Origin of the sequence: Halovulum marinum, from assembly GCF_009697225.1 — a bacterium.
Lineage (GTDB): Bacteria > Pseudomonadota > Alphaproteobacteria > Rhodobacterales > Rhodobacteraceae > Halovulum > Halovulum marinum.
Window position 1 is genome coordinate 525702 of record NZ_WIND01000001.1, and the last position, 25125, is coordinate 550826.

Here is a 25125-nt window from a genome sequence, read left to right on the forward strand (position 1 = left end):
GGCTTGACAGGCCGCGCCGCGGGCCACATTTTCCGCGCCTTGATTAAGAGATACATGTTTCGGGAGCATTCATGGCCGTCGTCGTCGTCGAGAGTCCTGCCAAGGCCAAGACAATCAACGCCTATCTGGGCAAGGACTACACCGTCCTCGCCTCCTACGGTCATGTGCGCGACCTGCCGCCGAAGGACGGCTCGGTCGATCCGGATCAGGATTTCGCCATGGAATGGGAAATCGATCCGAAGTCCCAGAAGCACGTCCGCGCCATCGCCGAGGCGCTGAAGGACGACGACCGGCTGATCCTCGCCACCGACCCCGACCGCGAGGGCGAGGCGATCTCCTGGCACCTGCTCGAGGCGCTGACAAAGCGCCGCGCGGTGAAGAAATCGACCGAGGTGGCGCGCGTCGTGTTCAACGCGATCACCAAGAACGCCGTCACCCAGGCGATGCAGAACCCGCGCCAGATCGACATGGAACTGGTCGAGGCGTATCTTGCGCGCCGCGCGCTGGACTACCTGGTCGGCTTCAACCTCAGCCCGGTGCTGTGGCGCAAGCTGCCCGGCGCCAAGTCCGCCGGCCGGGTGCAGTCGGTGGCCCTGCGCCTGATCGTCGAGCGCGAGATGGAAATCGAGGCCTTCAACCCGCGCGAGTTCTGGTCGGTGCGGGCGATGCTGGAGACCCCGCGCGGCCAGGCCTTTGAGGCCCGGCTGACCACGCTGGGCGGCAGGAAGCTGGACCGGTTCGATCTGGCCAACGTCGAGGCCGCCGAGCTGGCCGTCGCCGCGGTCGCCTCGCGCAGCCTCAAGGTCGCCTCGGTCGAGGCCAAGCCGCAAAGCCGCAACCCCTCGGCCCCGTTTATGACCTCGACCCTGCAGCAGGAGGCGTCGCGCAAGTTCGGCATGGGCGCACGGGCGACGATGTCGGCGGCCCAGCGCCTGTACGAGGCCGGGCACATCACCTACATGCGGACCGACGGCATCGACATGGCCCCCGAGGCGGTGATGTCGGCCCGCGACGCGATCAAGACGCGCTACGGCGAGCAATACCTGCCGAACAGCCCGCGCATGTACAAGAACAAGGCCAAGAACGCGCAGGAAGCGCACGAGTGCATCCGCCCCACCGACATGATGAAGTCGCCCGACCGGCTGAACGTCGAGCCGGAGCAGCGCAAGCTCTACGACCTGATCTGGAAGCGCACCATCGCCAGCCAGATGGCCGCCGCGCGGCTGGAGCGCACCACCGTCGACGTCGCCAGCGACGACGGCCAGGTGGTGCTGCGCGCCACCGGCCAGGTGGTGATGTTCGACGGCTTCCTGAAGGTCTACGAAGAGGGCCGCGACGACGTCGAGGACGACGACGACAAGCGCCTGCCGCAGATCCACCAGGGCGAGGACGCCAAGCTGGCCGCCGCCGCGCTGCGCGCCGATTTCGACAAGCTGGCCGATGGCAAGGGCGCGGGCGGCGACAGGATCGTGCGCCACGACGCGGCGCTGCTGGGCGGCGACGGCGCGATTCTCGGCCAGCAGCACTTCACCCAGCCGCCGCCGCGCTACACCGAGGCGACGCTGGTCAAGCGGATGGAGGAGCTCGGCATCGGCCGGCCCTCGACCTATGCCTCGATCGTCTCGGTGATCCAGGAACGCGACTACGTCCGCAAGGAGAAGAACCGGCTGATCCCCGAGGACAAGGGGCGGCTGGTGACGGCCTTCCTCGAGAACTATTTCCGCAAGTACGTGGGCTACGACTTCACCGCCCAGCTGGAAGAGGACCTGGACCGGATCACCAATGGCGAGATCGACTGGCACAAGGTGCTGCGCGGCTTCTGGACCGATTTCTCGGCCGCCATCGACGAGACCAGGGAACTCCGCATCACCGACGTGCTGGAGAAGATCAACGAGGTCCTGGCCCCGCACCTGTTCCCGCCCGAGCCCGACGGTTCGGACCCGAGGCTGTGCAAGAACTGCGGCAAGGGCAAGCTGAGCCTGAAGACCGCGCGTTCCGGCGGCGCGTTCATCGGCTGTTCGAACTATCCCGAATGCCGCTACACCCGGCCGCTGGCGGGCGAGGTCGAGGGCGGCGATCTGGCCGGCCCCGACGGCAAGCTGCTGGGCCATGACGACGCCGGCGAGCCGGTGACCCTGCGCACCGGCCGGTTCGGGCCCTACGTCCAGCTCGGCGAGCTGACCGAGGACAACCCCAAGCCGAAGCGCGCCTCGATCCCGAAGGGGGCCGACCTGTCGGCGATCGACCTGCCGCGCGCGCTGCAGCTGCTGTCGCTGCCGCGGCGCGTCGGCGAGCATCCCGACGGCGGCGTGGTCGAGGCCGCGATCGGCCGCTTCGGCCCCTATGTCGTGCATGAAAAGCCGCCCGCCGAGGGCGAGAAGAAGCCGACGAAGATCTACGCCAACATCAAGGATCCCGAAGAGGTCTACACCATCGGCATGAACCGCGCGATGGAGCTGATCGCGCAGAAGGCCGCCAGCCGCGGCGGGCGGTCGGCGGCGAAACCGCTGAAGGAGCTGGGCGAGCATCCCGACGGCGGCCCGGTCAACGTCATGGACGGCCGCTACGGCCCCTATGTGAAGTGGGAAAAGGTCAACGCCACGCTGCCCAAGGGCACCGAGCCGCAGGACCTGACGATGGAACAGGCGCTGGAGCTGATCGCCGCCAAGAAGCCGGCAAAGAAGAAGCCGGCGGCGAAGAAGACAGCCGCGAAGAAGGCGTCCGGCACCAAAACCGCCGCGAAGAAGACGGCGACGGCGAAGTCCGCGGCCAAGACCTCCTAGGGCCGGCCGGGCGCCGGCCCTGCGGGGTCGCCGGACCGGCCGGCGGCGCCCCGCGCCCGGCCCGCCGTCCGCTGCCGCGACTCGCGTCCGGCGCGCGCGCCGGTTGCGGCCGAAGCACCGGCGGCGCCGCGCCTGCGCCACATTTGCGCCACGAAGCCGCAGCGGCCCGATTTTTAAAGCAAAATTGGGTATTTAACCGCTGCCCGCCGGCCACGGGCACCCTCGTCGGTTGAATAATTCAGCGCGGTCACCATCCTGGCCTGTCCGCCGCCGCCCCTCATTGCAAGATATCGGCGGCGTCATCCCCGCCCGGAAACGCCCGCACGGGACCCTCTGGCCGCGAAGTCCGTCCCGTCTCTGCAACCTTCGATTGTCACAATGCAAGCTGCATTGCCGCCACGATCGGCGCCGAGGATGGTTAACGAGATTACCGGAACCGACCCGGACGCGCTTGTTCCCGACCGCCGCGACCACCGCGATTACGGCCCCCGCCAGAGGATTTTTGTCATGACGCACCCGCACCGACACCGCCCGTTTCTTAGCGACACCGACGGCTCGGCCACCGTCGAGCATGTGATCTGGCTGCCCTTCTTCCTGCTCATCGTCTCGGCGATCGTCGATCTGTCGCTGATCCTGACCGCGAACGCCGGCATGTGGGACGCCGCCCGCGACGGCGCGCGCCGCATGGCGATGCACCAGATGACCGAGGCCGAGGCCGAGGCCTATGTCCGCTCGCGGGTGTCGACGCGCTACGCCGGGCTGCGCATCACCGCCGACAGCACCGGCGACGACGCCACCGTCCACGTCTCGGTGCCGATGGAGCAGACCGCGGTGTTCAACATCCTCACCGGCCCCTCCTGGGGTGCGCTCGAGGCCCGCGTCGTCATGGTGAAGGAGCCGGTCTGATGCGTTTTCCCGCCCTGCGTTTTCCCGCCCTGCCCCTTCCCGCCTGTCGCGTCCCCGTCCCCGCCCGCCGCCGGACCGCCCCCGATCCGGCGGCGCCCCCGGGCGGCCGGTGCCGCCGCCGCCCACCACGGCCGCGGCACCGGCTGCTCACCGACTGCGACGGCACCGTCACCGCGCAGAACGTGATCTGGACCGTGCTGTGCCTGGCGATCGGCGGCCTCGCCATCGACGGCGCCCACGCCTGGCGGGTGAAGTCCATGCTCCGCGCCGCGGCCGAGGCCGGCGCCCACGCCGGCGCCGCGGCCATGGCGCGCAACGAGCTGCGCGACCCGCTGCTGGGCAGCGAGGATCCGGCGGATGTCGCCATCGCCCAGGTCGGGCGCAACCTGACCAACCCGCGGTTCGAGGACGCGCTGCTGCGCGAGGATGTCGAATACGGCAACTGGGACAGCGACGCCGCCGCCTTCACCCCCGCCATCGCCGGCGGCGACGCGATCCGGGTGACGCTGCGCCGCGACCGCCGGAACGGCAACCCGCTGCCGACCAACTTCCTGCGCGTGATCGGGCTCGAGCAGTGGGACATCCGCGTGCAGGCCGTCGCCCGCACCTTCGAGACCGAGCGTGCGGAATGCGTCGACCCGCTGCTGTCGCTGCGCACCCGCGCCGACGTCGAGAACGTCGACGTGTTCGTCGGCCTGTGCCTGCACGCCCAAGCCGACGCCGCGGTGCTGGAGGACGGCGCGTGGCTGCCGGGCCAGGTGGTCGACGTGATCGACAGCGTGTTCGCCGCCTCGGTGCTCGACCGGATGCCGGACGCGGACGGCATATCCGAAGCCCTGGCCGGACTGCCGCTGTTCGATCTCGGCGGCAGTCTGACCGCCGACCTGCCGGCGCTGGTGATGACCGACGCCGAGATCGCCTCGGCGCTGGCCGAGGCGGCCGCCCATGCCGATCTCGCCACCACGCTGGACCTGTTCGAATTCGCGGCGGTGCAGGCGAACCAGACGGTGCACGTCGCCTGCCGCGCCGACGAGGTGCTGGCGATCCCCGCCGGCATCGCGCTGCCCGGCGTCACCCTGCTTTCGGACTGCCCGGTCAAGGTCGAGCAGGGGGCGGACCTGTCCAGTACGGTGGTGATCTCGAACCTGTGGTCGATCCTCGATCTGCGGCTGTCGGGCGACCTGCCGACCGCGCTCGCCGTCAACTCGCGCAAAGCGTGCGGCCCCGGCGACGGGGTGCGGATCCTGGTGTTCGTCGACGCCGCCGCCTCGGCCCGGCTGACGCTGTTCGACATCGCGCCGTTCTCGGACCTGCTGCTGGCCGCGCAGCTGGCGCGCGACACCGACATCGCCGCCGACGGCGCGGTCTCGGCGGTGATCGACGCCAGCGGCGAGCTGACCGGCGACGTGCTGCTGGACCCGCTCGCCGGGATCTGCCTGGGCGCGCGCTACATGATCGAGACCCAGGCCATCGCGCTGGCGCGCTAGCGCCGGCGCGTCTTCTTCACGACCGCTGGCGCGCTAGCGCCGGCGCGTCTTCTTCACGACCGCTGGCGCGCTGGCGCCGGCGCGTCTTCTTCACGACCGCTGGCGCGCTGGCGCCGGCGCGTCTCCTTCATACCCGCTGGCGCGCTGGCGCCGGCGCGTCTCCTTCACACCCGCTGGCGCTTGCGCCCGCGCCGCCCCGAAAACGCCGCACCCGCCGCGCCGGTGTTGCGCCCTTTCCCGCCCTTCCGGCCCGTGCTACCTCCCGGACATGGACAAGCTGCCCTCCAAGGACGCCCTTCTCGCCTGGATCCGCGAGAACCCGGGCGAGACCTCCAAGCGCGAACTCGCCCGTGCCTTCGGCATCAAGGGCGCCGACCGGATTCCGCTCAAGCGGATGCTGAAGGAGCTCGAGGAAAGCGGCGAGATCCGCAAGGACGGCAAGCACATCCGCGAGCCCGGCGCGCTGCCGCCGGTGTCGGTGCTGCGCGTCACCGGCCCCGACAGCGCCGGCGATCTCTGGGCCGAGCCGGCGCAGTGGGACAGCGACGATCCGCTGCCCCGGATCCTGGTGCACCTGCGCGCCGCCGAGCCCGCGCTGGGCGAGGGCGACCGCATCCTCGCCCGGCTCAGCCCCTCGGACGCCGAGGGCGTGGCCTACGACGCCCGGCTGATCCGCCGCATCGGCCACGGCCCGCGCAAGGTGCTGGGCCTGTACCGGCAGACCGAGGCCGGCGGCCGCATCCTGTCGCTGGAACGCGGCGCCGGGCACGAATGGACCGTCGGCGCCGGCGAGCGGATGGGCGCGCAGGACGGCGAGCTGGTCGAGGCCGAACAGACCGGCCCGCGCGACCGTCTCGGGCTGCACCGCGCCCGCGTCACCGCGCGGCTGGGCGATCCCTCGGCGCCGAAATCGGTCAGCCTGATCGCGATCCACGCCCACGGCATCCCCGACGAGTTCCCGCCCGAGGCGCTCGCGCAGGCCGAGGCGGCGCGGCCGATCGACAGCGCGCAAGGCCGCGACGACCTGCGCCACCTGCCGCTGATCACCATCGACCCGTCGGACGCGCGCGACCACGACGACGCGGTCTGCGCGCTGCCCGACCCGGCGGTCGACGGCGGCCACATCGTCTGGGTGGCGATCGCCGACGTCGCCGCCTATGTCCGCCCCGGCACCGCGCTGGACGACGCCGGGCGCGAGCGCGGCAACTCGACCTATTTTCCCGACCGCGTGGTGCCGATGCTGCCCGAGGCGCTGTCGGCCGACCTGTGCTCGCTGCACGAGGGCGTCGACCGGCCCTGCATCGCCGTCGAGATGAAGCTCGACGCCGCCGGCCGCAAGACCGCGCACCGCTTCGTCCGCGGCCTGATGCGCTCGCCCGCCGCGCTGGCCTACGAGCAGGTGCAGGCCGCGATCGACGGCCGGCCCGACGACGCCACCGCCGACCTGCTCGAGCCGGTGCTCGAGCCGCTCTGGGCCGCCTGGCGCGCCGCCAACGCCGCGCGCGACAAGCGCCAGCCGCTGAACCTCGACCTGCCCGAGCGCAGGATCGTGCTGGCCGAGGACGGCAGCGTGCGCTCGGTCGCGTTCCGCGACCGGCTCGACGCGCACCGGCTGATCGAGGAGTTCATGATCCTCGCCAACGTCTGCGCCGCCGAGACGCTTGAGCGCAAGCACACGCCCCTGCTCTACCGCGTGCACGAAGAGCCCGACCCCGAAAAGATCGAGGCCCTGCGCGAGACCGCCAGCGCCGCCGGGCTCAGCCTGGCAAAGGGCCAGGTGCTGACGACGAAATCCCTCAACCGGCTGCTCGACCAGGCCGCCGGCCGCGACGAGGCCGAGCTGATCAACCTCAGCGTGCTGCGCTCGATGACCCAGGCCTACTACGCACCGCAGAACTTCGGCCACTTCGGCCTCAGCCTGCGCGCCTACGCGCACTTCACCTCGCCGATCCGCCGCTACGCCGACCTGATCGTGCACCGCGCGCTGATCGCCGCCCACGGCTGGGGCGGCGGCGCCGGCAAGCACAGGGACAAGCTGTCCGAACTCGACATCGAGCGGCTCGACGCCACCGCGGAATGGATCTCGGCGACCGAACGCCGCTCGATGCAGGCCGAGCGCGACACCACCGACCGCTACCTTGCCGCCTACCTCGCCGACCGCGTCGGCAGCGAGTTCGCCGGCCGGGTCTCGGGCGTCGCCCGGTTCGGCCTGTTCGTGAAGCTCGACGACACCGGCGCCGACGGGCTGGTGCCGATCGGCACGCTGGGCGACGAGTACTTCCACCACGACCGCGACGCGCAGACCCTGATGGGCGACCGCTCGGGGCGGATCATCGGCCTCGGCCAGCGCGCGCTGGTGCGCCTGACCGAGGCGCAGGCGGTCACCGGCGGGCTGGTGTTCGAACTGCTGGAACTCGAGGGCGAAAGCCTGCCGCGCGCCTCGCGCCCGGTCGGCCGCCCCACCCGGCGCGCGCCGGGCCGCGCCAAGGCCAAACGCATCGCCGCGAAGAAGAAGCTCAAGCGCCGCACCCGCCCCTAGCGCCCGCCGCCCGGATCCCGCCGCAGGCGGGGCCGGGCTGAACGACGTGTCGCGGCCCCGCCGCGACTCCGCCGGATCCCTCCGGGAAGGCTTTTTCCACCGGCCGGTTCGCGCTACACTGCCCGAAAACAACACCACCCGAGCAGCAACCCAACCAGGACCCGGCCATGAAACGCCTCACCCTTCTCACCGCCGCGGCGCTGATCGCCGCCACGGTCGCCACCCCGGTCGCGGCACAGGATACGCGGCCCGTGCTCCGCGACAGCCACGCCGCGGGCGCCGCCCGGCTCGCGCAGGCCGGCAGCGCCTTCACCCGCTGGCGCGAGGATTTCCGCCCCCGCGCCTATGCCGCCGGCATCTCGCGGGCGACCTTCGACGCCGCCTTCCGCGGCGTCGGCATGAACCCCGAGGTGGTGCGCCTCGACGGCAAGCAGGCCGAGTTCACCAAGCCGATCTGGGAATACCTCGACACCGCGGTGTCCGACGCCCGGATCGACAACGGCCGCGAGAACTACCGCAAGTACCAGCGCACGCTGGCCGGCATCGAACAGACCTACGGCGTCGACGCCGCCGCGGTGATCGCGGTCTGGGGGATGGAGACCAACTACGGCTCCTTCCGCGGCTCGACCCCGGTGATCGAGGCGCTCGCCACCCTTGCGGTGCAGGGCCGCCGCCGCGCCTTCGCCGAGGAACAGCTGATCGCCGCGCTGAAGATCCTGCAGAACGGCGACGTGGCGCCGAACGGCATGCGCGGCTCCTGGGCCGGGGCGATGGGCCACACCCAGTTCATCCCCACCAGCTACCTGGCCTACGCGCAGGACTTCAACCGCGACGGCCGCCGCGACGTCTGGGCCGAGGATCCGACCGACGCGCTGGCCTCGACCGCCAACTACCTGCGCAAGTTCGGCTGGACCCGCGGCCAGCCCTGGGGGGTCGAGGTGCGCCTGCCCGCCGGCTTCAACTACGGCAACATCGACCAGGACCTGCGCCGCCCCGTCGCCCGCTGGACCCAGCTCGGCGTGCGCGGGCTCGACGGCCGGCCGGTGCCGAACCACGGCGAGGCGGCGCTGCTGGCCCCGGCCGGGGCGCGCGGCCCGGTGTTCATGGTGTTCAACAACTTCCGCGTCATCAAGCGCTACAACAACGCCACCTCCTACGCGATGGGCGTCGGCCACCTGGCGCAGCGGATCATGGGCGCGCCCGACTTCAGCGCCGCCTGGCCGCGCACCGAGCGGGCGCTGTCGCGCACCGAGAAGATCGAGATCCAGCGGCGGCTGACCGCGCGCGGCTTCAGCACCGGCGGCGCCGACGGGCTGATCGGGCCGAACACGATGGAGGCGATCCGCGGCTTCCAGCGCTCCCAGGGGCTGGTGCCCGACGGCTTCGCCTCGTCCAGCCTGCTGCAGCGCCTGCGCGGCGGCTGAGCGCAGACCGCCGGCAGGGCTGTCGGGCCGCCGGGCCCGGCGGCTCGACAACTCCGGCGTTTCACGCTAGGTCAACCCGGCGATCGCACACCGCCGGACCTGCCCCGATGTTCAAGACCCTTCACCTGCTGCTGTTTCTCGCCCTGGCCGCCTGCGGCGTGCCGCCCGGTGCCGACATGGGCCCCGAGATCGCCACGCCGGACCAGGTGGCCGGGCTGTCCCGCGCGCTGCAGGACCTCGGCCCCGAGGTCGACCCCGAGGAGGCCCGCCGCGCCGCCCGGATCGCCTATGACTACACCGCAGTGCTGGCCCGCGAATACCAGATCACCGACACGCCGCTGGTGCACAACACCAAGGTGAACATGGGGATCAAGCCGCGCGGCCTGTGCTACCAGTGGGCGGACGATCTCCAGGCGCGGCTGGCGCAGGAGCGGTTCCGCACCCTGACCCTGCACCGGGGCATCGCCAACTACGACAAGACCTTCCGGATCGAGCACAGCACGCTGATCGTCAGCCGCCGCGGCGACGACATGTTCGCCGGCATCGTGCTCGACCCCTGGCGCAAGGGCGGCCGCCTGACCTGGGTGCGGACCGCCGAGGACGAGTACGACTGGATCGAGCAGGCCAAGGTGTTCGCGTGGAAACTCGCCGCCCGGGCCGAGGACGCCCCCTCCCGGCCCGCCAAGGCGCAGTAGGCGGGCCCGGCGCGATCTTCCGCAGCCTGATCGAGAACCGGCACCGGACCGCCGGCTTCCCGTGCGGATCGCCGCTCGGCGCCAGCCCCGGCAGCGCCGGAACCTGTTTGCGCCCGGACCCGGCGCCGCAGCGCCGGCGAAACCGCGGCCGGCGCGAGGGCCAGGGCGAGGGCGGCGATCGATCGGCTGCACGGCGATGCGCGGACAGCACAGCAGGGTGACGCGCGGTTTCCGGCGGCGGCGCAGTCGTCGACCACGGCACGGCCCGCGGTCTTGCACCGCCTTCAGCACGGGGAAGCATCCCCGCATGCCCAGGATCGCGGCCCGCTCGCCGCGCAGCGCCAGCAGCGCCATCGCCGCGCCATCGCCGCGCCGCCGACCGCGACCATGCCCACCGAGGCCGAGGCGCTCCGGCACATGTGCCGCCCTCCGGCGCTGTCCGCCGCACGCGGGCATCCGGACAGACCCCGGCAGGGCCGCGCTGTCGCAGGTGATGCGCCTCTCCGGCGGCGGCGGAGAGGCCGTTTACGAAGTTTTCATGAAGTGTTCTTCTTGAATTTCATGGTGTTGAAGGGGTTTTCACGGTGGAATCCGCCCCTTTCACGCAGATTTTTCACGCCGGTCCTTCACGCCGGCCGCCCGGTGGCGGGTCACTCCTCGGCGGGCGGCCAGTCGCCGCTGCGCATCTCTTCCAGCCGCGAGGCGGTGCGGCCGAACTCGAACGCCCCCGCGCCCTCGGGGTACAGCGCCTCCGGCTCGGCCGCGGCCGAACAGATCAGCCGCACCTTCGCCTCGTAAAGCGCGTCGATCAGGGTGACGAACCGCTTCGCCTCGTTGTTCTGCGCCCGGCTCAGCAGCGGAATCCGGTCCAGGATCAGCACCCGCACCGCCTGCGCCAGCGCCAGGTAGTCGCCCGGCCCCAGCGGCTGCCGGCACAGATCGTCGAAACTGCCCCGCGCCACCCCGTTGGCGGCCTGCGGCAGCACCACGTCGCGGCCCTTGCGCCGCAGCGTCAGCGGCGCGCCGTCGCTGCCGGCCAGCTCCTGCCACCAGCGGTCCAGCGCCGCGTCTGCCCCGGCGCCCAGCGGCGAGAGATAGACCTCGCGCCCGCGCATCCGCGCCTGCCGGTGATCGGTGTCGCTGTCCAGCGCGTGCACCTCCATCCGCTCCTTGATCAGCGTGATGAACGGCAGGAACAGGTGCCGGTTCAGCCCGTCCTTGTACAGATCGTCCGGATGCCGGTTCGAGGTCGCCACCACCACCACGCCGCGCGCGAACAGCCGCTCGAACAGCCGGCCGACGATCATCGCGTCGGTGATGTCGGTGATCTGCAGCTCGTCGAAGCACAGCAACGTCGCGCCGTCGGCGATGGCGTCGGCGACCGGCCGCACCGGGTCCTCGACCCCGTCGGCGCGGGCGCCGTGGATGCCCTCGTGCACCTCCTGCATGAAGGCGTGGAAATGCACCCGCCGCTTCGGCGCGACCGGCGCGGTCTGGAAGAACAGGTCCATCAGCATCGACTTGCCGCGGCCGACATCGCCGTAGATGTAGAGCCCCGGCACCTCGCGGTTCTCCATCCGCTCGCGGCCCCAGCCGAACAGGCCCAGCAGCACCTTGCGCGGCTGCGCCGGCTCGTAGCCCGCCAGCCGGCTTTCCAGCAGCGCCAGCTTCTCGACCGCCAGCCGCTGCGCCGGATCGTCCCGCAGCGCCCCCGAGGCGACGCGCGCTCGCCACGCCTGGCGAATGCCCTGGGCTTCGGTCTGCGGCATGCGGAAGGCGGCCTCTCGCGACGATTTCATCGTGAAACGGAATGGGCGGGTTCAGGCAATATGCTTTGACGCCCGGCGCGCCGGAAGTAAAGACTGCCGGCGCGCAGAAAGGAACCCCCATGGCCTGCACCGCGATCCCCGCTCCCGCGCGGCTGTTCACCCCGGTCCTGATCGCCGGCTCGGTGATCCTGATGCTGGGCTTCGCGATCCGCGCCTCCTACGGCGTGTTCCAGATCCCGATCGCCGACGAATTCGGCTGGCTGCGCTCCGAGTTCTCGCTGGCGATCGCGATCCAGAACCTGGCCTGGGGCATCGGCCAGCCGGTGTTCGGCGCCATCGGCGAGCGCTTCGGCGACCGCCGCGCGATCCTCCTGGGCGCGCTGACCTACGCGCTGGGCCTGGTGCTGTCCTCGCAGGCGATCACCCCCGAGGCGCACCAGCTGTGGTCGGTGCTGGTCGGGTTCGGCGTCGCCGGCACCGGGTTCGGCGTGGTGCTGGCCGTGGTCGGCCGCGCCGCCGCGGACGAGCACCGCTCGATGGCGCTGGGCATCGCCACCGCCGCCGGCTCGGCCGGGCAGGTGGTGGGGCCGCCGTTCGCGGAATACCTGCTGGGGTTCATGAACTGGTCCGGCGTGTTCCTGGTGTTCTCGGTGATCATCCTGGGCGCGCTGCTGATGCTGCCGCTGCTGCGGGGCAGCCAGGCCGCCAGCCGCGCCGAGCTGGAAGAGAGCATGGGCCAGGTGCTGCGCCGGGCCTTCCGCGACCCGTCTTACGGGCTGATCTTCGCCGGCTTCTTCTCGTGCGGCTACCAGCTGGGGTTCCTCACCGCACACTTCCCGGCGTTCATCACCGAGGTCTCCGGGCCGATCGACCCGGCCGGCATCCTGGCCGGGATCGGCATCGGCGACACCGCCGCGCTGGGCGCCTGGGCGATGGCGCTGATCGGGCTGGCCAACATCGTCGGCACCGTCACCGCGGGCTGGCTGGGCAAACGCCACAGCAAGAAATACCTGCTGGCCGGGATCTACGCCGGGCGCACCCTGTTCGCGGCGCTGTTCATCCTGTTTCCGATGACGCCCGCCACCGTGATCCTGTTCTCGGTCGGGATGGGCGCGCTGTGGCTGGCGACGGTGCCGCTGACCAGCGGGCTGGTCGCGCACCTGTTCGGCCTGCGCTACATGGGCACGCTCTACGGCATCGTGTTCTTCTCGCACCAGCTGGGCAGCTTCCTGGGCGTCTGGCTGGGCGGCAAGCTCTACGACATCTACGGCACCTACGACCAGGTCTGGTGGATCGGCGTCGGCGTCGGCGCATTCTCGGCGCTGGTGCACCTGCCGGTGAAGGAGCGGCGCAGCCCCGTCGCCGTGGCGGCCTGAGCCCGGCTCAGAAGCCGACGCGCAGCCGCGGGCTCTGGCCGCGCAGCACCTGGTCGATGCGGCGCTCGCGCTCCTGCCGGTTCAGGTCCGAGCGGTTGCGCAGCCGCAGGATCAGCGCCAGCTCGTGCGCGTCCAGCTGGCCAGCATATTCCCGCGGAATTCCGGCGGCGCCCTCCAGCTGGGTCATCCCGCCGCCGACCTGCGCCGCGCAGCCGGTCAGCAGCAGGCACAGGGCTGCCGTCTGCAAGGTCTTCATGGCATCGTCCTTTCCGGGGCCGCGCGGCCCCCTTCGTTGCCGAAGAAGTCTAGCCTGCAAAGGGACCGGTGCCAGCCCCGCTCACGCAGGGTTCACCGCGCCCGGCCGCCGCGCCGCCAGATCGACCTGGCGCTGGCGCTCGCGGAACCGGGCGCGGTCCTCGTCGGTGCGCTCGTGCCGGCAGCGGTGGCAGGCGACGCCGCGCTCGAATTCCGGGCGCTGCAGATCCTCGGGCGCCAGCGGGCGGCGGCAGCCGTGGCACAGCGCGTGCGGCCCCTCGCGCAGCCCGTGCGTCACCGACACCCGGTCGTCGAACACGAAGCACGCCCCCTGCCACAGGCTGTCGTCCGGCGGCACGTCCTCGAGATACTTCAGGATCCCGCCGTCCAGGTGGTAGACCTGCCCGACGCCCTCGGCCTTCAGGAAACCGGTCGCCTTTTCGCAGCGGATGCCGCCGGTGCAGAACATCGCGATCCGCTTGCCGGCGAAGCGCGCGGCGTTCGCGCGCCACCAGCCGGGAAAGTCGCGGAAGCTGCGGGTCTCGGGATCGACCGCGCCGGCGAAGCTGCCGATCGCCACCTCGTAGTCGTTGCGGGTGTCGATCACCGCCACGTCCGGCGCCGAGATCAGCGCGTTCCAGTCCCGCGGCGCGACATAGGTGCCGACGTCGCGGCGCGGATCGGCGTCGGGAAGGCCCATGGTGACGATTTCCGATTTCAGGCGCACCTTCAGCCGCCCGAACGGCGGTTCGGCCGCGGTGCTGTACTTCGGCGCCAGGTCGGCGCAACCGGGCAGCGTGCGGATGTGCGCGACGACGTCGGCGACGCCGCGTTCCGGCCCGGCGATGGTGCCGTTGATCCCCTCGGTCGCCAGGATCAGCGTGCCGCGCACGCCGCCCGCCGCGCATACCGCGCGCAGCGGCCCGGCCAGCGCGGCGGGGTCGTCGAAACGGGCGAAGCGGTACAGGGCGGCCACGGTCTGCATGGCCGCGCGCTTAGCAGAGCGCGGGCGCGGAATGAAGCGCCGTTTTCGCGCCACAGAGCCGTGGCAGACTGGCGCCATGAGGATCCTGCACGACGACAACGCCCGCCTCGTGGTGGCCCATCGCCCCGGGCCGGTGGCGTGGCTGTGCACCGCGATGGGCGCGGCGCTGCTGGCGCTGGCGGCGACCGGCGCCGGGTCCGAGGCGCTGTCGGACCGGCTGATCCCGGGCAGCGCCGGCCTGGGCCTGCTGGTGCTGGCCTGGGCCTGTTTTCCCGCCACCCGCACGGTATTCTCGCGCGCCGAGGGGCTGGCCGTGCACGAGGAGCACCGCCTGCTGCACCGCCGGCTGAAGGCGGTGCCGCTGGACCGGATTCGCGGCGCGCAGGTCGAGGCCAGCTGGAGCGACGCCGCCCGGCTGACGCGGCTGACGCTGCGCACAGCCGACGGGCCGTTGCCGCTGGAGCGCAGCTATGGCAACGACGACCGCCGGGCGCTGGAAACCGCGATCAACGAGTGGCTGACCCGGCCGTTTACTTTGCAGCCGGCCGAGTGACCGCTTGCCACCGCGCGCCGCGACCGACATACTTCACGCGCTCAACAATCTGGTCATTGCATGGACAAGCGCCCGTTACTTCTCGACAACCAGCTCTGCTTCGCGCTTTACGCGGCAACCAACGCGATCGTGCGTTCCTACCGGCCGCTGCTGGCGGCGATCGACCTGACCTATCCGCAGTACATCGTGATGCTGACGCTGTGGCAGGACGGGCCGGGCAGCACCCGGCACATCGCCGACCGGCTGCGGCTGGCCCCGAACGCGATCACCCCGCTGATCGACCGGCTCGAGGTGGCCGGCTTCGTCCGTCGCGAGCGCGACACCAGGGACCGGCGCGTGGTGCACGTCAAGCTGACCGACAAGGGCGCCGAGCTGCGCGCGGCCGCGTCCGAGGCGCAGTACCATGTCGCCTGCGCCACCGGGCTGGACGACTGCGAGCTGGACGAGATGCGCGACGCGCTGCATGCACTGACCGACCGGCTGGAATTGCCCGAGGCCGAGGTGCCGCACGCCATCGGCCAGAGCTGAGCGCCGCGAATCCTTGACCCCCCGCCCGCCGCGGTGTAGGCGGTTCCCGATTCCGGAAGGTCGACATCTTCCGGTCCTGCACTTACGTCAGGATCGCCATCCGTCAGCGCGTCGCGCCCGCGGGTGCTATCATGGTTTGGCGAACGGAACATGCGCATGTGGCGGACGAGACGCGGATGGATGACGGATAGCGGACGGGGCGACGGCCCGCGCCGCGCGTCGGCCCGCGTGCGCCCGGCCGCCCCGCCTCGCCCTGCCACGCCGGACCCGAAGGAGCCCGCCGATGTTTGAGAACCTATCCGAACGCCTGTCCGGCGTCTTCGACAAGCTGACGAAGCAGGGCGCGCTGAGCGAGGCCGACGTCGCGACCGCCCTGCGCGAGGTGCGCGTCGCGCTGCTCGAGGCCGACGTGTCGCTGCCGGTCGCGCGGGATTTCGTGAAGTCGGTGCAGGACAAGGCCGCCGGCCAGGCCGTCACCAAGTCGGTGACGCCGGGCCAGCAGGTCGTCAAGATCGTCCATGACGAGCTGGTGCAGGTGCTGGCCGGCGACGATGCCGACGCCGCCAACCTGAAGATCGACCAGATCCCCGCACCGATCCTGATGGTCGGGCTGCAGGGCTCGGGCAAGACCACCACCACCGCCAAGCTGGCCAAGCGGCTGAAGGACCGCGAGGGCAAGCGCGTGCTGATGGCCAGCCTCGACACCCGCCGCCCGGCGGCGATGGAGCAGCTGGCCGTGCTCGGCACCCAGATCGGCGTCGACGTGCTGCCGATCGTGCCGGGACAGGACGCCGTGGCCATCGCCCGGCGGGCGAAACAGCAGGCGTCGCTGGGCGGCTATGACGTCTACATGCTGGACACCGCCGGCCGCCTGTCGATCGACGACGAGCTGATGTCCGAGGTCGAGGCGGTCCGCGACGCCACCACCCCGCGCGAGACGCTGCTGGTGGTCGACGGCCTGACCGGCCAGGACGCGGTGCATACCGCCGAGAACTTCGACGGGCGCATCGGCATCTCGGGCGTGGTGCTGACGCGGATGGACGGCGACGGCCGCGGCGGCGCCGCGCTGTCGATGCGTGCGGTCACCGGCAAGCCGATCAAGTTCGTCGGCCTGGGCGAGAAGATGGACGCGCTGGAGGAGTTCCACGCCGACCGCATCGCCGGCCGCATCCTGGGCATGGGCGACATCGTCGCGCTGGTCGAGAAGGCGCAGGAAACGCTCGAGGCCGAGCAGGCCGAGCGGATGATGAAGCGCTTCCAGAAGGGTCAGTTCAACATGAACGACCTGAAGATGCAGCTTGAGCAGATGCAGAAGATGGGCGGCATGCAGGGCCTGATGGGGATGATGCCGGGCATGGGCAAGATGGCCCGGCAGATCGAGGACGCCGGCTTCGACGACAGTGTCATCCGCCGCCAGGTGGCGCTGATCCAGTCGATGACCAGGAAGGAACGCGCCAACCCGCAGATCCTGCAGGCCAGCCGCAAGAAGCGCATTGCCAGGGGCGCCGGCCAGGACGTCAGCGAGTTGAACAAGCTGCTGAAGATGCACCGGCAGATGGCCGACGTGATGAAGAAGATGGGCAAGATGGGCAAGAAGGGCATGATGCGCGGCGGCCTCGGCGCGCTGTTCGGCAAGGGCGGCATGCCGCCCGGCATGATGCCCTCGGGCGGGATGCCCGGCGGCATGCCCAGGGGTCTTCCCGGCGCGGGCGGCGACGCCGGCGGCCTGCCGCCCGGCTTCCCCGGCGCCGGCGGCCCGGCGCTGCCGCCGCTGTCCAGCTTCGGCAAGAAGAAATGAACGCCGCCACGGCGATCCCCACGCTCGAGACCGAGCGGCTGCTGCTGCGCCGCCCGGCGCCGCGCGACGTCGACGGCTTCATCCGGCTGATGACCTCGGAACGGTCGCGCCACATGGGCGGGCCTAAGACGCGTCCCGAAGCCTGGCGCGGCTTCTGCACCGAGCTGGCGCACTGGGAGATGCGCGGCTTCGGCATGTTCGCGGTGACGATGAAGGGCGACGACACTTGCCTGGGCCTGATCGGCCCCTGGTTCCCCGAGGGCTGGGCCGAGCACGAGATCGGCTGGACCCTGTGGGCCGCCGCCGAGGGCCGCGGGCTGGCGACCGAGGCCGCGCAGGCGACCCGCGCCTGGGCCTATGACGAGCTGGGCTGGACCACCGCGGTCAGCTACATCGCGCCCGAGAACGGCCGCTCGCGCCGCCTTGCCGAGCGCCTGGGCGCGCGGCTCGATCCCGACGCCAGGCACAATTTCGGCGACGAGCCGGTGCTGGTCTACCGCCACCCTTCGCCGGAAGACCTGCGATGACCGCCGACGCCGCCGCACGCGCCGCCGCCCTGCTGGCCGAGCACCGCAAGTCGATCGACCGGCTGGATGCGGTGATGATCTACACCCTTGCCGAACGCTTCCGCCTGACACAGGACGTCGGCCGGCTGAAGGCCGAGCACGCGCTGCCGCCGTCCGATCCGGGCCGCGAGGAGCGGCAGATCGCCCGGCTGGAGGCGCTGGCAAAGGACGCCGACCTGGACCCGGCGTTCGCCCGCAAGTTCCTGAACTTCGTGATCGCGGAAGTCATCCGCCACCACGAGCAGATCCGTACCGGGGACGCCTGACGCGCCCCCGACCCCGCCATTCAGAGGAGACACCACAATGGCAATCAAGATCCGACTGGCCCGCGGCGGCTCGAAGAAGCGCCCGTTCTACCGCATCGTCGCCGCCGACACCCGCATGGCCCGCGACGGCCGCTTCATCGAGAAGCTGGGCACCTACAACCCGCTGCTGCCGAAAGACAGCGAAGAGCGCGTCGTCATGGACCTGGACCGGGTGAAGCACTGGCTGGGCCATGGCGCACAGACCACCGAGCGCGTCAGCCGCATGCTGGAGGCCGCCGGCGTGGTCGAGAAGAAAGAGCGCCTGAGCCCGCAGAAGATGAAGCCCGGCAAGAAGGCGCAGGAGCGCGCCGAGGAGAAGGCCGCCAAGGCCGCCGCCGCCGCCGAGGCCACCGAGCAGGCCAAGGCCGCCCCCGCCGAGGAGGCCCCGGCCGAGGAAGCCTCGGAAGAAGCCGCCGGCTGAGCGGGCCGCGGCTGAAGGGCTCGGGGCATGGCCGGGCGGCCTGAGGGCATGGTCTGCGTCGGCGCCATCGCCGGCGCCTTCGGCGTGCACGGCGAGGCGCGGATCAAGTCGTTCTGCGCCGACCCCGGCGCCGTCGGCGACTACGGTCCGCTGAGCCTGGAGGACGGACGCACCCTGACGCTGCGCCTGACCCGGCCGGTCAAGGGCGGGTTCGCCGCCCGGCTGGGCGGCGTCGCCACCCGCGAGGACGCCGAGGCGCTGAAGGGCCAGCGCCTCTACGCCCCGCGCGAGCGCCTGCCCGCGCTGCCCAACGACGAGTTCTACCACGCCGACCTGATCGGGCTGGAGGTGGTGGACACCGGCGGACATGTCCTGGGCCGGGTGCGCGCGGTGCACGATCACGGCGCCGGCGATCTGCTGGAGATCGCGGTTCCGGGCAGCCCCCGCCCGGTGCTGCTGCCCTTCACCCTGGCCGCGGTCCCGACCGTCGATCCGGGCGCCGGGCGCATCGTCGCCGACCCGCCGCTGGGCCTGTTCGACGACGACCGGCCCGACGGGCCGGCGGAGGAGCCGGAATGAGCGGCGGCGCGGCGGTGCCGGTCGCACGGGCGGCGCGCAATGGCTGACCGGCCGGCGCGCTCGCACGGGCGGCTGTCGATCCGCCCGACCGCGCAGCCGCGCGACCTGATGGCCGAAAGCCATGCCCGCGCCGGCGCGTGGACCGCGCGGGTCATCACCCTGTTTCCCGAGGCGTTTCCCGGCGTTCTGGGCCTGTCGCTGACCGGACGCGCGCTGGCCGAGGGGCTGTGGGGGCTGGAAACCCTGCAGCTGCGCGACTTCGCCACCGGCAAGCATCGCAATGTCGACGACACCCCCGCCGGCGGCGGCGCCGGCATGGTGCTGCGCGCCGACGTGGTCGGCCGGGCACTGGACGCGGCGGCGCAGGGCGCGCGCGGCGACTGGCCGGTGATCTACCTGTCGCCGCGCGGCGTGCCCCTGTCTCAGACGCTGGCGAAACGGCTGAGCCAGGCCGATGGCGTCACCCTGCTGTGCGGCCGGTTCGAGGGCGTGGACCAGCGTGTGCTGGACTCGCGGAACGTGCTCGAGGTGTCGATCGGCGACTACGTCCTGTCGGGCGGCGAGATCGCAGCTCAGGTCTTGATCGACGCCACGGTTCGGCTTATACCCCGCGTTCTCGGGAACTCGGCGTCGGTGGAGGAGGAAAGCTTCGCCCACGGTCTGCTGGAGTACCCGCAATACACCCGGCCCGCCGTCTGGGAGGGGCATGAAATACCCGAGGTCCTGCTCTCGGGCGATCATGCCAGGGTCGCCAGCTGGCGGCGCGAGCAGGCGGAGGCCCTGACGAAGGAACGTCGTCCCGATCTCTGGCGGGCTCACGAAAGTGGGGACCCGGTGCAAGGCCAGGAGCTCTCGGATGCGCACACCATCGCCGCAAAAGGCGAGCAGAAGGACTGAAGCGATGAACATCATCGAGACGCTCGAGAAAGAGCAGATCGCGGAGCTGGGCAAGACCATCCCCGACTTCGCCGCCGGCGACACCATCCGCGTCGGCTACAAAGTGACCGAAGGCACCCGGACCCGTGTGCAGGCCTACGAGGGCGTCTGCATCAGCCGCAAGGGCGGCAAGGGCATCGGCGCGTCGTTCACCGTGCGCAAGATCTCGTTCGGCGAAGGCGTCGAGCGCATCTTCCCGCTGCATTCGCCGAACATCGACGACATCACCGTGGTCCGCCGCGGCAAGGTGCGCCGCGCCAAGCTGTACTACCTGCGCTCGCGCCGGGGCAAGTCGGCCCGCATCGCCGAGAAGACCAACTACCGGCCGCTGCGCGACCGCGCCGGGGCCTGAACGCCACAATCGGCGCGATTTCGGGGGCGGTCCAGCAGGGGCCGCCCTTTTCGGTATGTGGTGCCGGAATTCGGTACCGGATACCGGCCGATCTTTCTCTCGACAGCCATCGCATGTAGCTGTTTTCGAGAGAGAGTTCGTTCTCGCATCGGCGATTGTTTCATCGCCGTCACCCCGGTGGAGGTTGCCCCGCCCCAATCAAGCGAGTCCGGCAGCGGAGCGAAGGGTCTTGCATTCAGGTTTCCATCGTGGGCGGCGTTTTCTGCGATGGGACATGGTTGGGAGATGAGCAAATGACAGTACTGCGTATCGTTGCAAACATCGCGGCAGAAGCCCCGGGCGAGACGCAGAAGTTCTACATGGACCTTTTCGATCTTGGCGTGCTGATGGATTTCGGGTGGATCGTGACGCTCGGGTCGGAAGAACGCGCGACCACCCAGATAAGCTTGATGAGCGAAGGCGGTTCGGGGGCGCCGGTGCCCGAGATTTCCATCGAGGTCGACGATGTGGACGCGGTGTACGACCGCGCGAGGAAGATGGGCTGCGAAATCGAATACGACCTGACGGATGAGCCGTGGGGCGTGCGTCGCTTCTTCGTTGCCGATCCTGCCGGCAAGATCCTCAACGTGCTCTCGCACCGGTCGCAAAGCGACGCGCCCAATGGGGATGCGCGCTGATGTCGGATTTCCCGTGAGGATCGGCGGGCCGCGCCCGGAGGCAGCGACGCGCCGACAGATGTGGACAATCTGCAACGACCTCTGAGGGGCCGCTTGCGCCGCAAAGCCGAACCCCGAGACGCGTTGCGTCACCGAGACTTTGCCGCCGCGCGTCCCTGACAGAACTTGCACCACAACATGCAATGGGCTGGCCTGCACGGGCCGCCCATTTTCGTGCGCGCTGCCGGCCCGCGGTCCGATTTTCGCCATGATCCGGTATAGACTGCGGGACATGTCGATACCGGCCTTCATGCTCCGCGCCTTCTGGATCACGCCGCAGGTGATGCTTCGCTTCCTGCCGGTGCTGGTCTGCTACATCCTGATCTCGGTGGGGCTGTTCTTCGCCACCGACAATCCCTGGGTGATCGGGCTGATCCTGTTCCTGCTGGGCACCTTCGGCTACGCCTTCGTGGTCGTGCAGGGGCTGCGGGCGGCGCTGCAGGCGCTGAAGCTGACCGCCGCGCCCACGGCCAGCGGTCTGATGACCGCGACGGCGCGGATGCTGTTCGTCTACTTCCTGCTGCAGCTGCTGCTGCTGCTGCTGTTCGGCTCGATCATCGGCGCGGTCTTCTATTTCATCGTGATCCCGGCGATGGACCCGGCCGCGGCCGAGGTGCTGCGCGCGCTGGTCGAGGCCCGGTCCGCCGGCGCCGGCGCGCCGCCGGCCTCGTTCGTGCTGAACCAGCTGCAGGCCGAGGGCAGCACCGCGATCATGCTGCTGAACCTGGCCTTCACCCTGCTGCTGGGCGTGGTGATGGCGGTGTTCGGCGCGCCGATGGCGGCCATTGCGGCCAACGCGGTGCAGTATTCGCCGAACCACGACCTGATCTACGGGCTGGGCCGCTATGTTCCGCACCAGGTGCTTTTGTACCTGCTGCTGGTGGCGCTGCCGTCCGCCTTCTTCGGGCACCTGCCGGCGAAGATGATGCTGACGATGGAGCCGTCGTGGACCTCGATGGGGGCGCTGGCGGCGATCGTTCTGGTCTACTCGCTGTTCGCGGTCTGCCTGCCGTGGTCGGGCATGGCGCTGGCCTACGGCGAAGTGCGCGAAAAGATCCGCCGCCAGCGGCAGGCCGAGAAGATGCCCGAAATCGACTACGAGGCGGCGCGCGCCGACCTGCGCTCGCTGCGGCAGACGCGCACCGCCGACCGCTCGGGCACCACGCTTTACGATCCGCTGTCGCCGCGGCCCGAGCCGCCGCCCGCGGACGGCTGAGCGGCCTTGCGGGGACAGGATAATCCTGCTATCGCGCGACATCCCGATACCCAAGGGGCGACCGGTTCCCGGCGCGGCAGACCGCGGCCGCAACCGGCTCAGTCCCGACCAGAGGACCAGACCATGAAGAAAGACCTGCACCCCGCCTACCACGTCGTCGATGTGAAGATGACCGACGGCACCATCGTCCAGATGCGCTCGACCTACGGGTCCGAGGGCGACACGCTGACGCTGGACATCGATCCCAGCTCGCACCCCGCGTGGACCGGCGGCTCGACCCGCCTGATGGACACCGGCGGCCGCGTGTCGCGCTTCAAGAAGAAATACGAAGGTCTCGGCTTCTGAGACCGGCCGGCGCCGGGGCGCTCGCCCCGGCCGGTCTGCTTCCGAGATGACAAGCTTCGCCGTGCGCAGACGGGCGCGCGGCGCTCAGGCTGCGGGGTGGCATGGCGCACATCATCGTTCTGGGGAACGAGAAAGGCGGGTCCGGCAAGTCGACCACCGCCATGCACGTCACCACCGCCCTGCTGCGTTCCGGCTATACCGTCGGCGTCATCGACATGGATCTGCGCCAGCAGAGCCTGATGGCCTATGTCCGCAACCGCCGCGCCTATGCCACGCGCGAGGGGCTGGCGCTGCCGATCCCCGAAAGCCACGAGCTGGAGCCCTCGCAGGAGGACAGCCAGCGCGCCGCCCGCGTCGAGGAGGAGAGCCGGTTCACCGCCGCGCTTGACCAGCTGGACCGCGGCAACCGTTTCATCGTCATCGACTGCCCCGGCGCGCACACGCGCTATGCGCAGATGGCGCATTCCACCGCCGACACGCTGATCACGCCGCTGAACGACAGCCTGATCGACTTCGACCTGCTGGCGCGGCTGGACCCCGCGACCGGCAAGGTCGCCGGACCCAGCATCTATGCCGAAATGGTGTGGAAGGCGCGGCAGCTGCGTGCCCGCGCCGGGCTGAAGCCGGTGGACTGGGCGGTGCTGCGCAACCGGGTCTCGACCACCGACGCGATCAACAAGCGCCGCGTCGGCAAGGCCCTGTCCGAGCTGGCCAAGCGGATCGGCTTTCGCATGATCCCCGGCTTTTCCGAACGCGTCGTGTTCCGCGAGCTGTTCCTGCAGGGGCTGACCCTGCTGGACCTGGGCGACGCCGGCGGCGGCCGGCTGACGATGTCGAACATCGCCGCCCGGCAGGAGCTGCGCGACCTGATGCGCGCGCTGGACCTGCCCGAAACCGAACTTCACATCTAGGGATCAATTCGCCCGGGTGCCGTGAGGGGGCGACACCCGGGCGGATTGGCCTCAGCCGCCTTGCATGACCTCGCAGGGGGTCTGGCGGGCCGCAAGTCTGGCGCAGGCCGTCTGGGCCTGATCCTCGCTGAGGCCGACGAAGCGGGCGCGATACCAGCCGGGGCTGCCGGCGGGCTTCATCTCGCGCTTGGAGCCTTCCAGGGCTTCCATCTCCTGAAGGGCGGTGATCAGCAGCAGGCGCTCGGCCTGGCTGCGGTTGTGGGTTCCACCCAGCTGCACCACCCACGAGCCGCCGCCGGCTGTGCTTGTGCTGCTGGCGACGCGTACGGTCTTGGCCGGTTCGGGCGCGCTGCCCGTGCTGCCGTCCTGGCGCGTGGCGACGGCCGTGCGCAGATCGCCCGGGCGCGCCGGCGGAGCGCCGATCGCCGGCACCCGGCTGCCCGCGGCCGGGCCGTCCGGCACCGCAGCGGCGACCGCCGTGGCGATCTCGAGCGCCGCGGCAGGCGCGGTCTTGGTCGCGACGGCGACCGGCAGCGGTTCGGTCGAGCGCATCGCCGAGGCGACCGAGCGCGCGATCTCGGACGCCGCGGCATCGGCGGCGGCGGCGTTGACGACGGGACGCGGCCGCAGCTCCGGGCGCGGGCTTTTCTTCAGCTTGGTGGTCATGGCGACCTGTACGCCGCCGGTGCGGCCGTAGGGCACCGAGATCCGCGCCGGGCGGGCCACCGCCACGCGGCTCGGCATCTGCTTCAGGCCCATGTCCATCAGCTGCGCCACCTTCTTGTTGCGCACCGCCGAGCTGGAGCCGCCGAACATCGACACGATCACCCGGCGGTCGCCGCGTTCGGCCGAGGACACCAGGTTGAAGCCGGCGGCACGGGTGTAGCCGGTCTTGATGCCGTCGGCGCCCGAGTAGGCGTCCAGCAGACGGCGGTTGGTGTTGTAGACCGTCTTGACCTTGGCGTTGGCCGAGCGGCGGCTGAACAGGTTGTAGTACTCGGGGAAATCGTAGAACAGCTGCCGGCCCAGGATCGCCATGTCGCGCGCGGTCGACAGGTGCCCGTTCTGGGTCAGCCCCGAGGCGTTGCGGAAGGTCGTGTTGCGCATCCCCATCTCGCGCGCGGTCGCGGTCATCAGCTGCGCGAACGCCGATTCGCTGCCGGCGACGGCCTCGGCCAGCGCGGCGGCGGCGTCGTTCGCGGATTTCACCGCCGAAGCGCGGATCAGGTAGCGCAGCTCGATGCTGGAGCCGGCGCGCAGACCCAGCTTGGACGGCGGCCTGGACGCCGCATAGCGCGAAATCGGAATCTTCTGGTCGAGGTGCAGCTTGCCGTTCCTGATCGCGTCGAACACCAGATACAGGGTCATCATCTTGGTCAGGGACGCCGGATGTAGCCGGGTGTCCGCATTGGTGGCGTGAATCACACGACCGTCACGCGCGTCCATCACCAGTGCCGCATAAGGTGCCGCCTGCGCGACTGTGGTCCAAAGCACGAGGACCACGGCGAGCGAAAGCCCGCGTCCTGCCTGAAATAGCATCGGATTCTCCGCCGATGTTGACTGCCTCATCAGGATCGATTTTTCGATCCCATTTGTTGTTCGCAGGAACGGTAACACGGGAACTCCATTGCGAAAACCCCCTCTTTTCAAAGTCTGAGGGGGTGGTCTTCATGCAACTCT

At 70.7% G+C, this 25125-nt stretch carries 24 protein-coding genes; 20 read left to right on the forward strand and 4 right to left on the reverse strand.

What is annotated here, in order from left to right:
• Positions 1-71 precede the first annotated feature (71 nt).
• From topA to GE300_RS02710, 6 genes are all read left to right on the forward strand, one after another.
• Positions 72-2783 carry a type I DNA topoisomerase gene (gene topA, locus GE300_RS02685; protein WP_154444564.1) on the forward strand — a complete coding sequence of 904 codons (2712 nt, stop codon included), beginning with the start codon at positions 72-74 and terminating at the stop codon, positions 2781-2783.
• A 507-nt stretch (positions 2784-3290) separates the two neighbouring features.
• Positions 3291-3689, forward strand: coding sequence for a TadE/TadG family type IV pilus assembly protein (locus tag GE300_RS02690; protein ID WP_233416714.1), 399 nt, complete (start codon positions 3291-3293; stop codon positions 3687-3689).
• Positions 3689-5176, forward strand: a complete 1488-nt coding sequence (locus GE300_RS02695) for a TadG family pilus assembly protein (RefSeq protein WP_154444566.1) — start codon at positions 3689-3691, stop codon at positions 5174-5176. The genes GE300_RS02690 and GE300_RS02695 overlap by 1 nt, the downstream gene beginning before the upstream one ends.
• Before the next feature lie 268 nt (positions 5177-5444).
• A complete protein-coding gene (gene rnr / locus GE300_RS02700) occupies positions 5445-7715 on the forward strand; it encodes a ribonuclease R (protein ID WP_154444567.1) in 2271 nt (756 codons plus the stop codon).
• A 167-nt stretch (positions 7716-7882) separates the two neighbouring features.
• Positions 7883-9139, forward strand: a complete 1257-nt coding sequence (locus GE300_RS02705) for a lytic murein transglycosylase (RefSeq protein WP_154444568.1) — start codon at positions 7883-7885, stop codon at positions 9137-9139.
• A gap of 107 nt (positions 9140-9246) precedes the next feature.
• Entirely contained in the window at positions 9247-9834 is a 588-nt protein-coding gene (locus tag GE300_RS02710) for a hypothetical protein (protein WP_154444569.1), read from the forward strand.
• Positions 9835-10484: 650 nt separating this feature from the next.
• On the opposite strand, the gene zapE is transcribed toward GE300_RS02710, so the two are convergent.
• The gene (gene zapE, locus GE300_RS02715) at positions 10485-11603 is read right to left on the reverse strand and encodes a cell division protein ZapE (protein WP_154444570.1); all 1119 of its coding nucleotides are present in this window, start codon (positions 11601-11603) and stop codon (positions 10485-10487) included.
• 119 nt (positions 11604-11722) lie between these two features.
• Between zapE and GE300_RS02720 the strand changes: the two genes are divergently transcribed.
• Positions 11723-12979, forward strand: coding sequence for an MFS transporter (locus GE300_RS02720; protein WP_154444571.1), 1257 nt, complete (start codon positions 11723-11725; stop codon positions 12977-12979).
• A gap of 7 nt (positions 12980-12986) precedes the next feature.
• Here GE300_RS02720 and GE300_RS02725 read toward each other — a convergent pair whose 3' ends face one another.
• Positions 12987-13235, reverse strand: coding sequence for a hypothetical protein (locus GE300_RS02725; protein ID WP_154444572.1), 249 nt, complete (start codon positions 13233-13235; stop codon positions 12987-12989).
• An 81-nt stretch (positions 13236-13316) separates the two neighbouring features.
• The gene (gene trhO / locus GE300_RS02730; RefSeq protein ID WP_154444573.1) at positions 13317-14219 is read right to left on the reverse strand and encodes an oxygen-dependent tRNA uridine(34) hydroxylase TrhO; all 903 of its coding nucleotides are present in this window, start codon (positions 14217-14219) and stop codon (positions 13317-13319) included.
• Positions 14220-14295: 76 nt separating this feature from the next.
• Here trhO and GE300_RS02735 point away from each other — a divergent pair, with 76 nt between their 5' ends.
• The 13 genes from GE300_RS02735 (at position 14296) to GE300_RS02795 (ending at position 23445) form a co-directional block, all read left to right on the forward strand.
• The gene (locus tag GE300_RS02735; protein WP_154444586.1) at positions 14296-14772 is read left to right on the forward strand and encodes a hypothetical protein; all 477 of its coding nucleotides are present in this window, start codon (positions 14296-14298) and stop codon (positions 14770-14772) included.
• A gap of 60 nt (positions 14773-14832) precedes the next feature.
• Positions 14833-15300: a MarR family winged helix-turn-helix transcriptional regulator gene (locus GE300_RS02740; RefSeq protein WP_154444588.1), complete on the forward strand. Its 468-nt coding sequence runs from the start codon at positions 14833-14835 to the stop codon at positions 15298-15300.
• 283 nt (positions 15301-15583) lie between these two features.
• Positions 15584-17098: a signal recognition particle protein gene (gene ffh, locus GE300_RS02745; protein ID WP_154444590.1), complete on the forward strand. Its 1515-nt coding sequence runs from the start codon at positions 15584-15586 to the stop codon at positions 17096-17098.
• The gene (locus tag GE300_RS02750) at positions 17095-17625 is read left to right on the forward strand and encodes a GNAT family N-acetyltransferase (protein ID WP_154444592.1); all 531 of its coding nucleotides are present in this window, start codon (positions 17095-17097) and stop codon (positions 17623-17625) included. Before ffh ends, GE300_RS02750 begins: the two co-directional genes overlap by 4 nt.
• Positions 17622-17930, forward strand: a complete 309-nt coding sequence (locus GE300_RS02755) for a chorismate mutase (RefSeq protein WP_154444594.1) — start codon at positions 17622-17624, stop codon at positions 17928-17930. Before GE300_RS02750 ends, GE300_RS02755 begins: the two co-directional genes overlap by 4 nt.
• 37 nt (positions 17931-17967) lie before the next feature.
• Positions 17968-18390 carry a 30S ribosomal protein S16 gene (rpsP, locus tag GE300_RS02760; protein ID WP_154444596.1) on the forward strand — a complete coding sequence of 141 codons (423 nt, stop codon included), beginning with the start codon at positions 17968-17970 and terminating at the stop codon, positions 18388-18390.
• Between the two features lie 27 nt (positions 18391-18417).
• Complete coding sequence (gene rimM / locus GE300_RS02765) at positions 18418-18969, forward strand: ribosome maturation factor RimM (RefSeq protein ID WP_233416715.1); 552 nt, start codon at positions 18418-18420, stop codon at positions 18967-18969.
• 39 nt (positions 18970-19008) lie between these two features.
• Positions 19009-19866: a tRNA (guanosine(37)-N1)-methyltransferase TrmD gene (trmD, locus tag GE300_RS02770; protein ID WP_154444598.1), complete on the forward strand. Its 858-nt coding sequence runs from the start codon at positions 19009-19011 to the stop codon at positions 19864-19866.
• Positions 19867-19870: 4 nt separating this feature from the next.
• Entirely contained in the window at positions 19871-20257 is a 387-nt protein-coding gene (gene rplS / locus GE300_RS02775; protein WP_154444600.1) for a 50S ribosomal protein L19, read from the forward strand.
• A 293-nt stretch (positions 20258-20550) separates the two neighbouring features.
• Complete coding sequence (locus GE300_RS02780; protein WP_154444602.1) at positions 20551-20934, forward strand: VOC family protein; 384 nt, start codon at positions 20551-20553, stop codon at positions 20932-20934.
• 271 nt (positions 20935-21205) lie between these two features.
• On the forward strand, positions 21206-22189 hold the full coding sequence (locus GE300_RS02785) for a hypothetical protein (RefSeq protein WP_154444604.1): 984 nt from the start codon (positions 21206-21208) through the stop codon (positions 22187-22189).
• A gap of 123 nt (positions 22190-22312) precedes the next feature.
• On the forward strand, positions 22313-22534 hold the full coding sequence (gene rpmE / locus GE300_RS02790; RefSeq protein WP_154444606.1) for a 50S ribosomal protein L31: 222 nt from the start codon (positions 22313-22315) through the stop codon (positions 22532-22534).
• Positions 22535-22635: 101 nt separating this feature from the next.
• Positions 22636-23445 (forward strand): division plane positioning ATPase MipZ, encoded by an 810-nt coding sequence (locus GE300_RS02795; RefSeq protein ID WP_154444608.1) that lies wholly within the window; start codon positions 22636-22638, stop codon positions 23443-23445.
• A gap of 51 nt (positions 23446-23496) precedes the next feature.
• On the opposite strand, the gene GE300_RS02800 is transcribed toward GE300_RS02795, so the two are convergent.
• On the reverse strand, positions 23497-24984 hold the full coding sequence (locus tag GE300_RS02800) for a D-alanyl-D-alanine carboxypeptidase (protein WP_154444610.1): 1488 nt from the start codon (positions 24982-24984) through the stop codon (positions 23497-23499).
• Between the last annotated feature and the right edge of the window lie 141 nt (positions 24985-25125).

Excerpts from the sequence above, each read along its gene's own strand:
- rplS (WP_154444600.1), top strand. The coding sequence starts at position 19,871 with ATGAACATCATCGAGACGCTCGAGAAAGAGCAGATCGCGGAGCTGGGC.
- topA (WP_154444564.1), top strand. The coding sequence starts at position 72 with ATGGCCGTCGTCGTCGTCGAGAGTCCTGCCAAGGCCAAGACAATCAAC.
- GE300_RS02755 (WP_154444594.1), top strand. The coding sequence starts at position 17,622 with ATGACCGCCGACGCCGCCGCACGCGCCGCCGCCCTGCTGGCCGAGCAC.
- rimM (WP_233416715.1), top strand. The coding sequence starts at position 18,418 with ATGGCCGGGCGGCCTGAGGGCATGGTCTGCGTCGGCGCCATCGCCGGC.
- ffh (WP_154444590.1), top strand. The coding sequence starts at position 15,584 with ATGTTTGAGAACCTATCCGAACGCCTGTCCGGCGTCTTCGACAAGCTG.
- GE300_RS02690 (WP_233416714.1), top strand. The coding sequence starts at position 3,291 with ATGACGCACCCGCACCGACACCGCCCGTTTCTTAGCGACACCGACGGC.
- trmD (WP_154444598.1), top strand. The coding sequence starts at position 19,009 with ATGGCTGACCGGCCGGCGCGCTCGCACGGGCGGCTGTCGATCCGCCCG.
- rnr (WP_154444567.1), top strand. The coding sequence starts at position 5,445 with ATGGACAAGCTGCCCTCCAAGGACGCCCTTCTCGCCTGGATCCGCGAG.
- GE300_RS02785 (WP_154444604.1), top strand. The coding sequence starts at position 21,206 with ATGTCGATACCGGCCTTCATGCTCCGCGCCTTCTGGATCACGCCGCAG.
- trhO (WP_154444573.1), bottom strand. The coding sequence starts at position 14,219 with ATGCAGACCGTGGCCGCCCTGTACCGCTTCGCCCGTTTCGACGACCCC.
- GE300_RS02725 (WP_154444572.1), bottom strand. The coding sequence starts at position 13,235 with ATGAAGACCTTGCAGACGGCAGCCCTGTGCCTGCTGCTGACCGGCTGC.
- GE300_RS02795 (WP_154444608.1), top strand. The coding sequence starts at position 22,636 with ATGGCGCACATCATCGTTCTGGGGAACGAGAAAGGCGGGTCCGGCAAG.
- zapE (WP_154444570.1), bottom strand. The coding sequence starts at position 11,603 with ATGCCGCAGACCGAAGCCCAGGGCATTCGCCAGGCGTGGCGAGCGCGC.
- GE300_RS02720 (WP_154444571.1), top strand. The coding sequence starts at position 11,723 with ATGGCCTGCACCGCGATCCCCGCTCCCGCGCGGCTGTTCACCCCGGTC.
- GE300_RS02735 (WP_154444586.1), top strand. The coding sequence starts at position 14,296 with ATGAGGATCCTGCACGACGACAACGCCCGCCTCGTGGTGGCCCATCGC.
- GE300_RS02695 (WP_154444566.1), top strand. The coding sequence starts at position 3,689 with ATGCGTTTTCCCGCCCTGCGTTTTCCCGCCCTGCCCCTTCCCGCCTGT.
- rpmE (WP_154444606.1), top strand. The coding sequence starts at position 22,313 with ATGAAGAAAGACCTGCACCCCGCCTACCACGTCGTCGATGTGAAGATG.
- rpsP (WP_154444596.1), top strand. The coding sequence starts at position 17,968 with ATGGCAATCAAGATCCGACTGGCCCGCGGCGGCTCGAAGAAGCGCCCG.
- GE300_RS02800 (WP_154444610.1), bottom strand. The coding sequence starts at position 24,984 with ATGCTATTTCAGGCAGGACGCGGGCTTTCGCTCGCCGTGGTCCTCGTG.
- GE300_RS02710 (WP_154444569.1), top strand. The coding sequence starts at position 9,247 with ATGTTCAAGACCCTTCACCTGCTGCTGTTTCTCGCCCTGGCCGCCTGC.
- GE300_RS02705 (WP_154444568.1), top strand. The coding sequence starts at position 7,883 with ATGAAACGCCTCACCCTTCTCACCGCCGCGGCGCTGATCGCCGCCACG.
- GE300_RS02750 (WP_154444592.1), top strand. The coding sequence starts at position 17,095 with ATGAACGCCGCCACGGCGATCCCCACGCTCGAGACCGAGCGGCTGCTG.
- GE300_RS02780 (WP_154444602.1), top strand. The coding sequence starts at position 20,551 with ATGACAGTACTGCGTATCGTTGCAAACATCGCGGCAGAAGCCCCGGGC.
- GE300_RS02740 (WP_154444588.1), top strand. The coding sequence starts at position 14,833 with ATGGACAAGCGCCCGTTACTTCTCGACAACCAGCTCTGCTTCGCGCTT.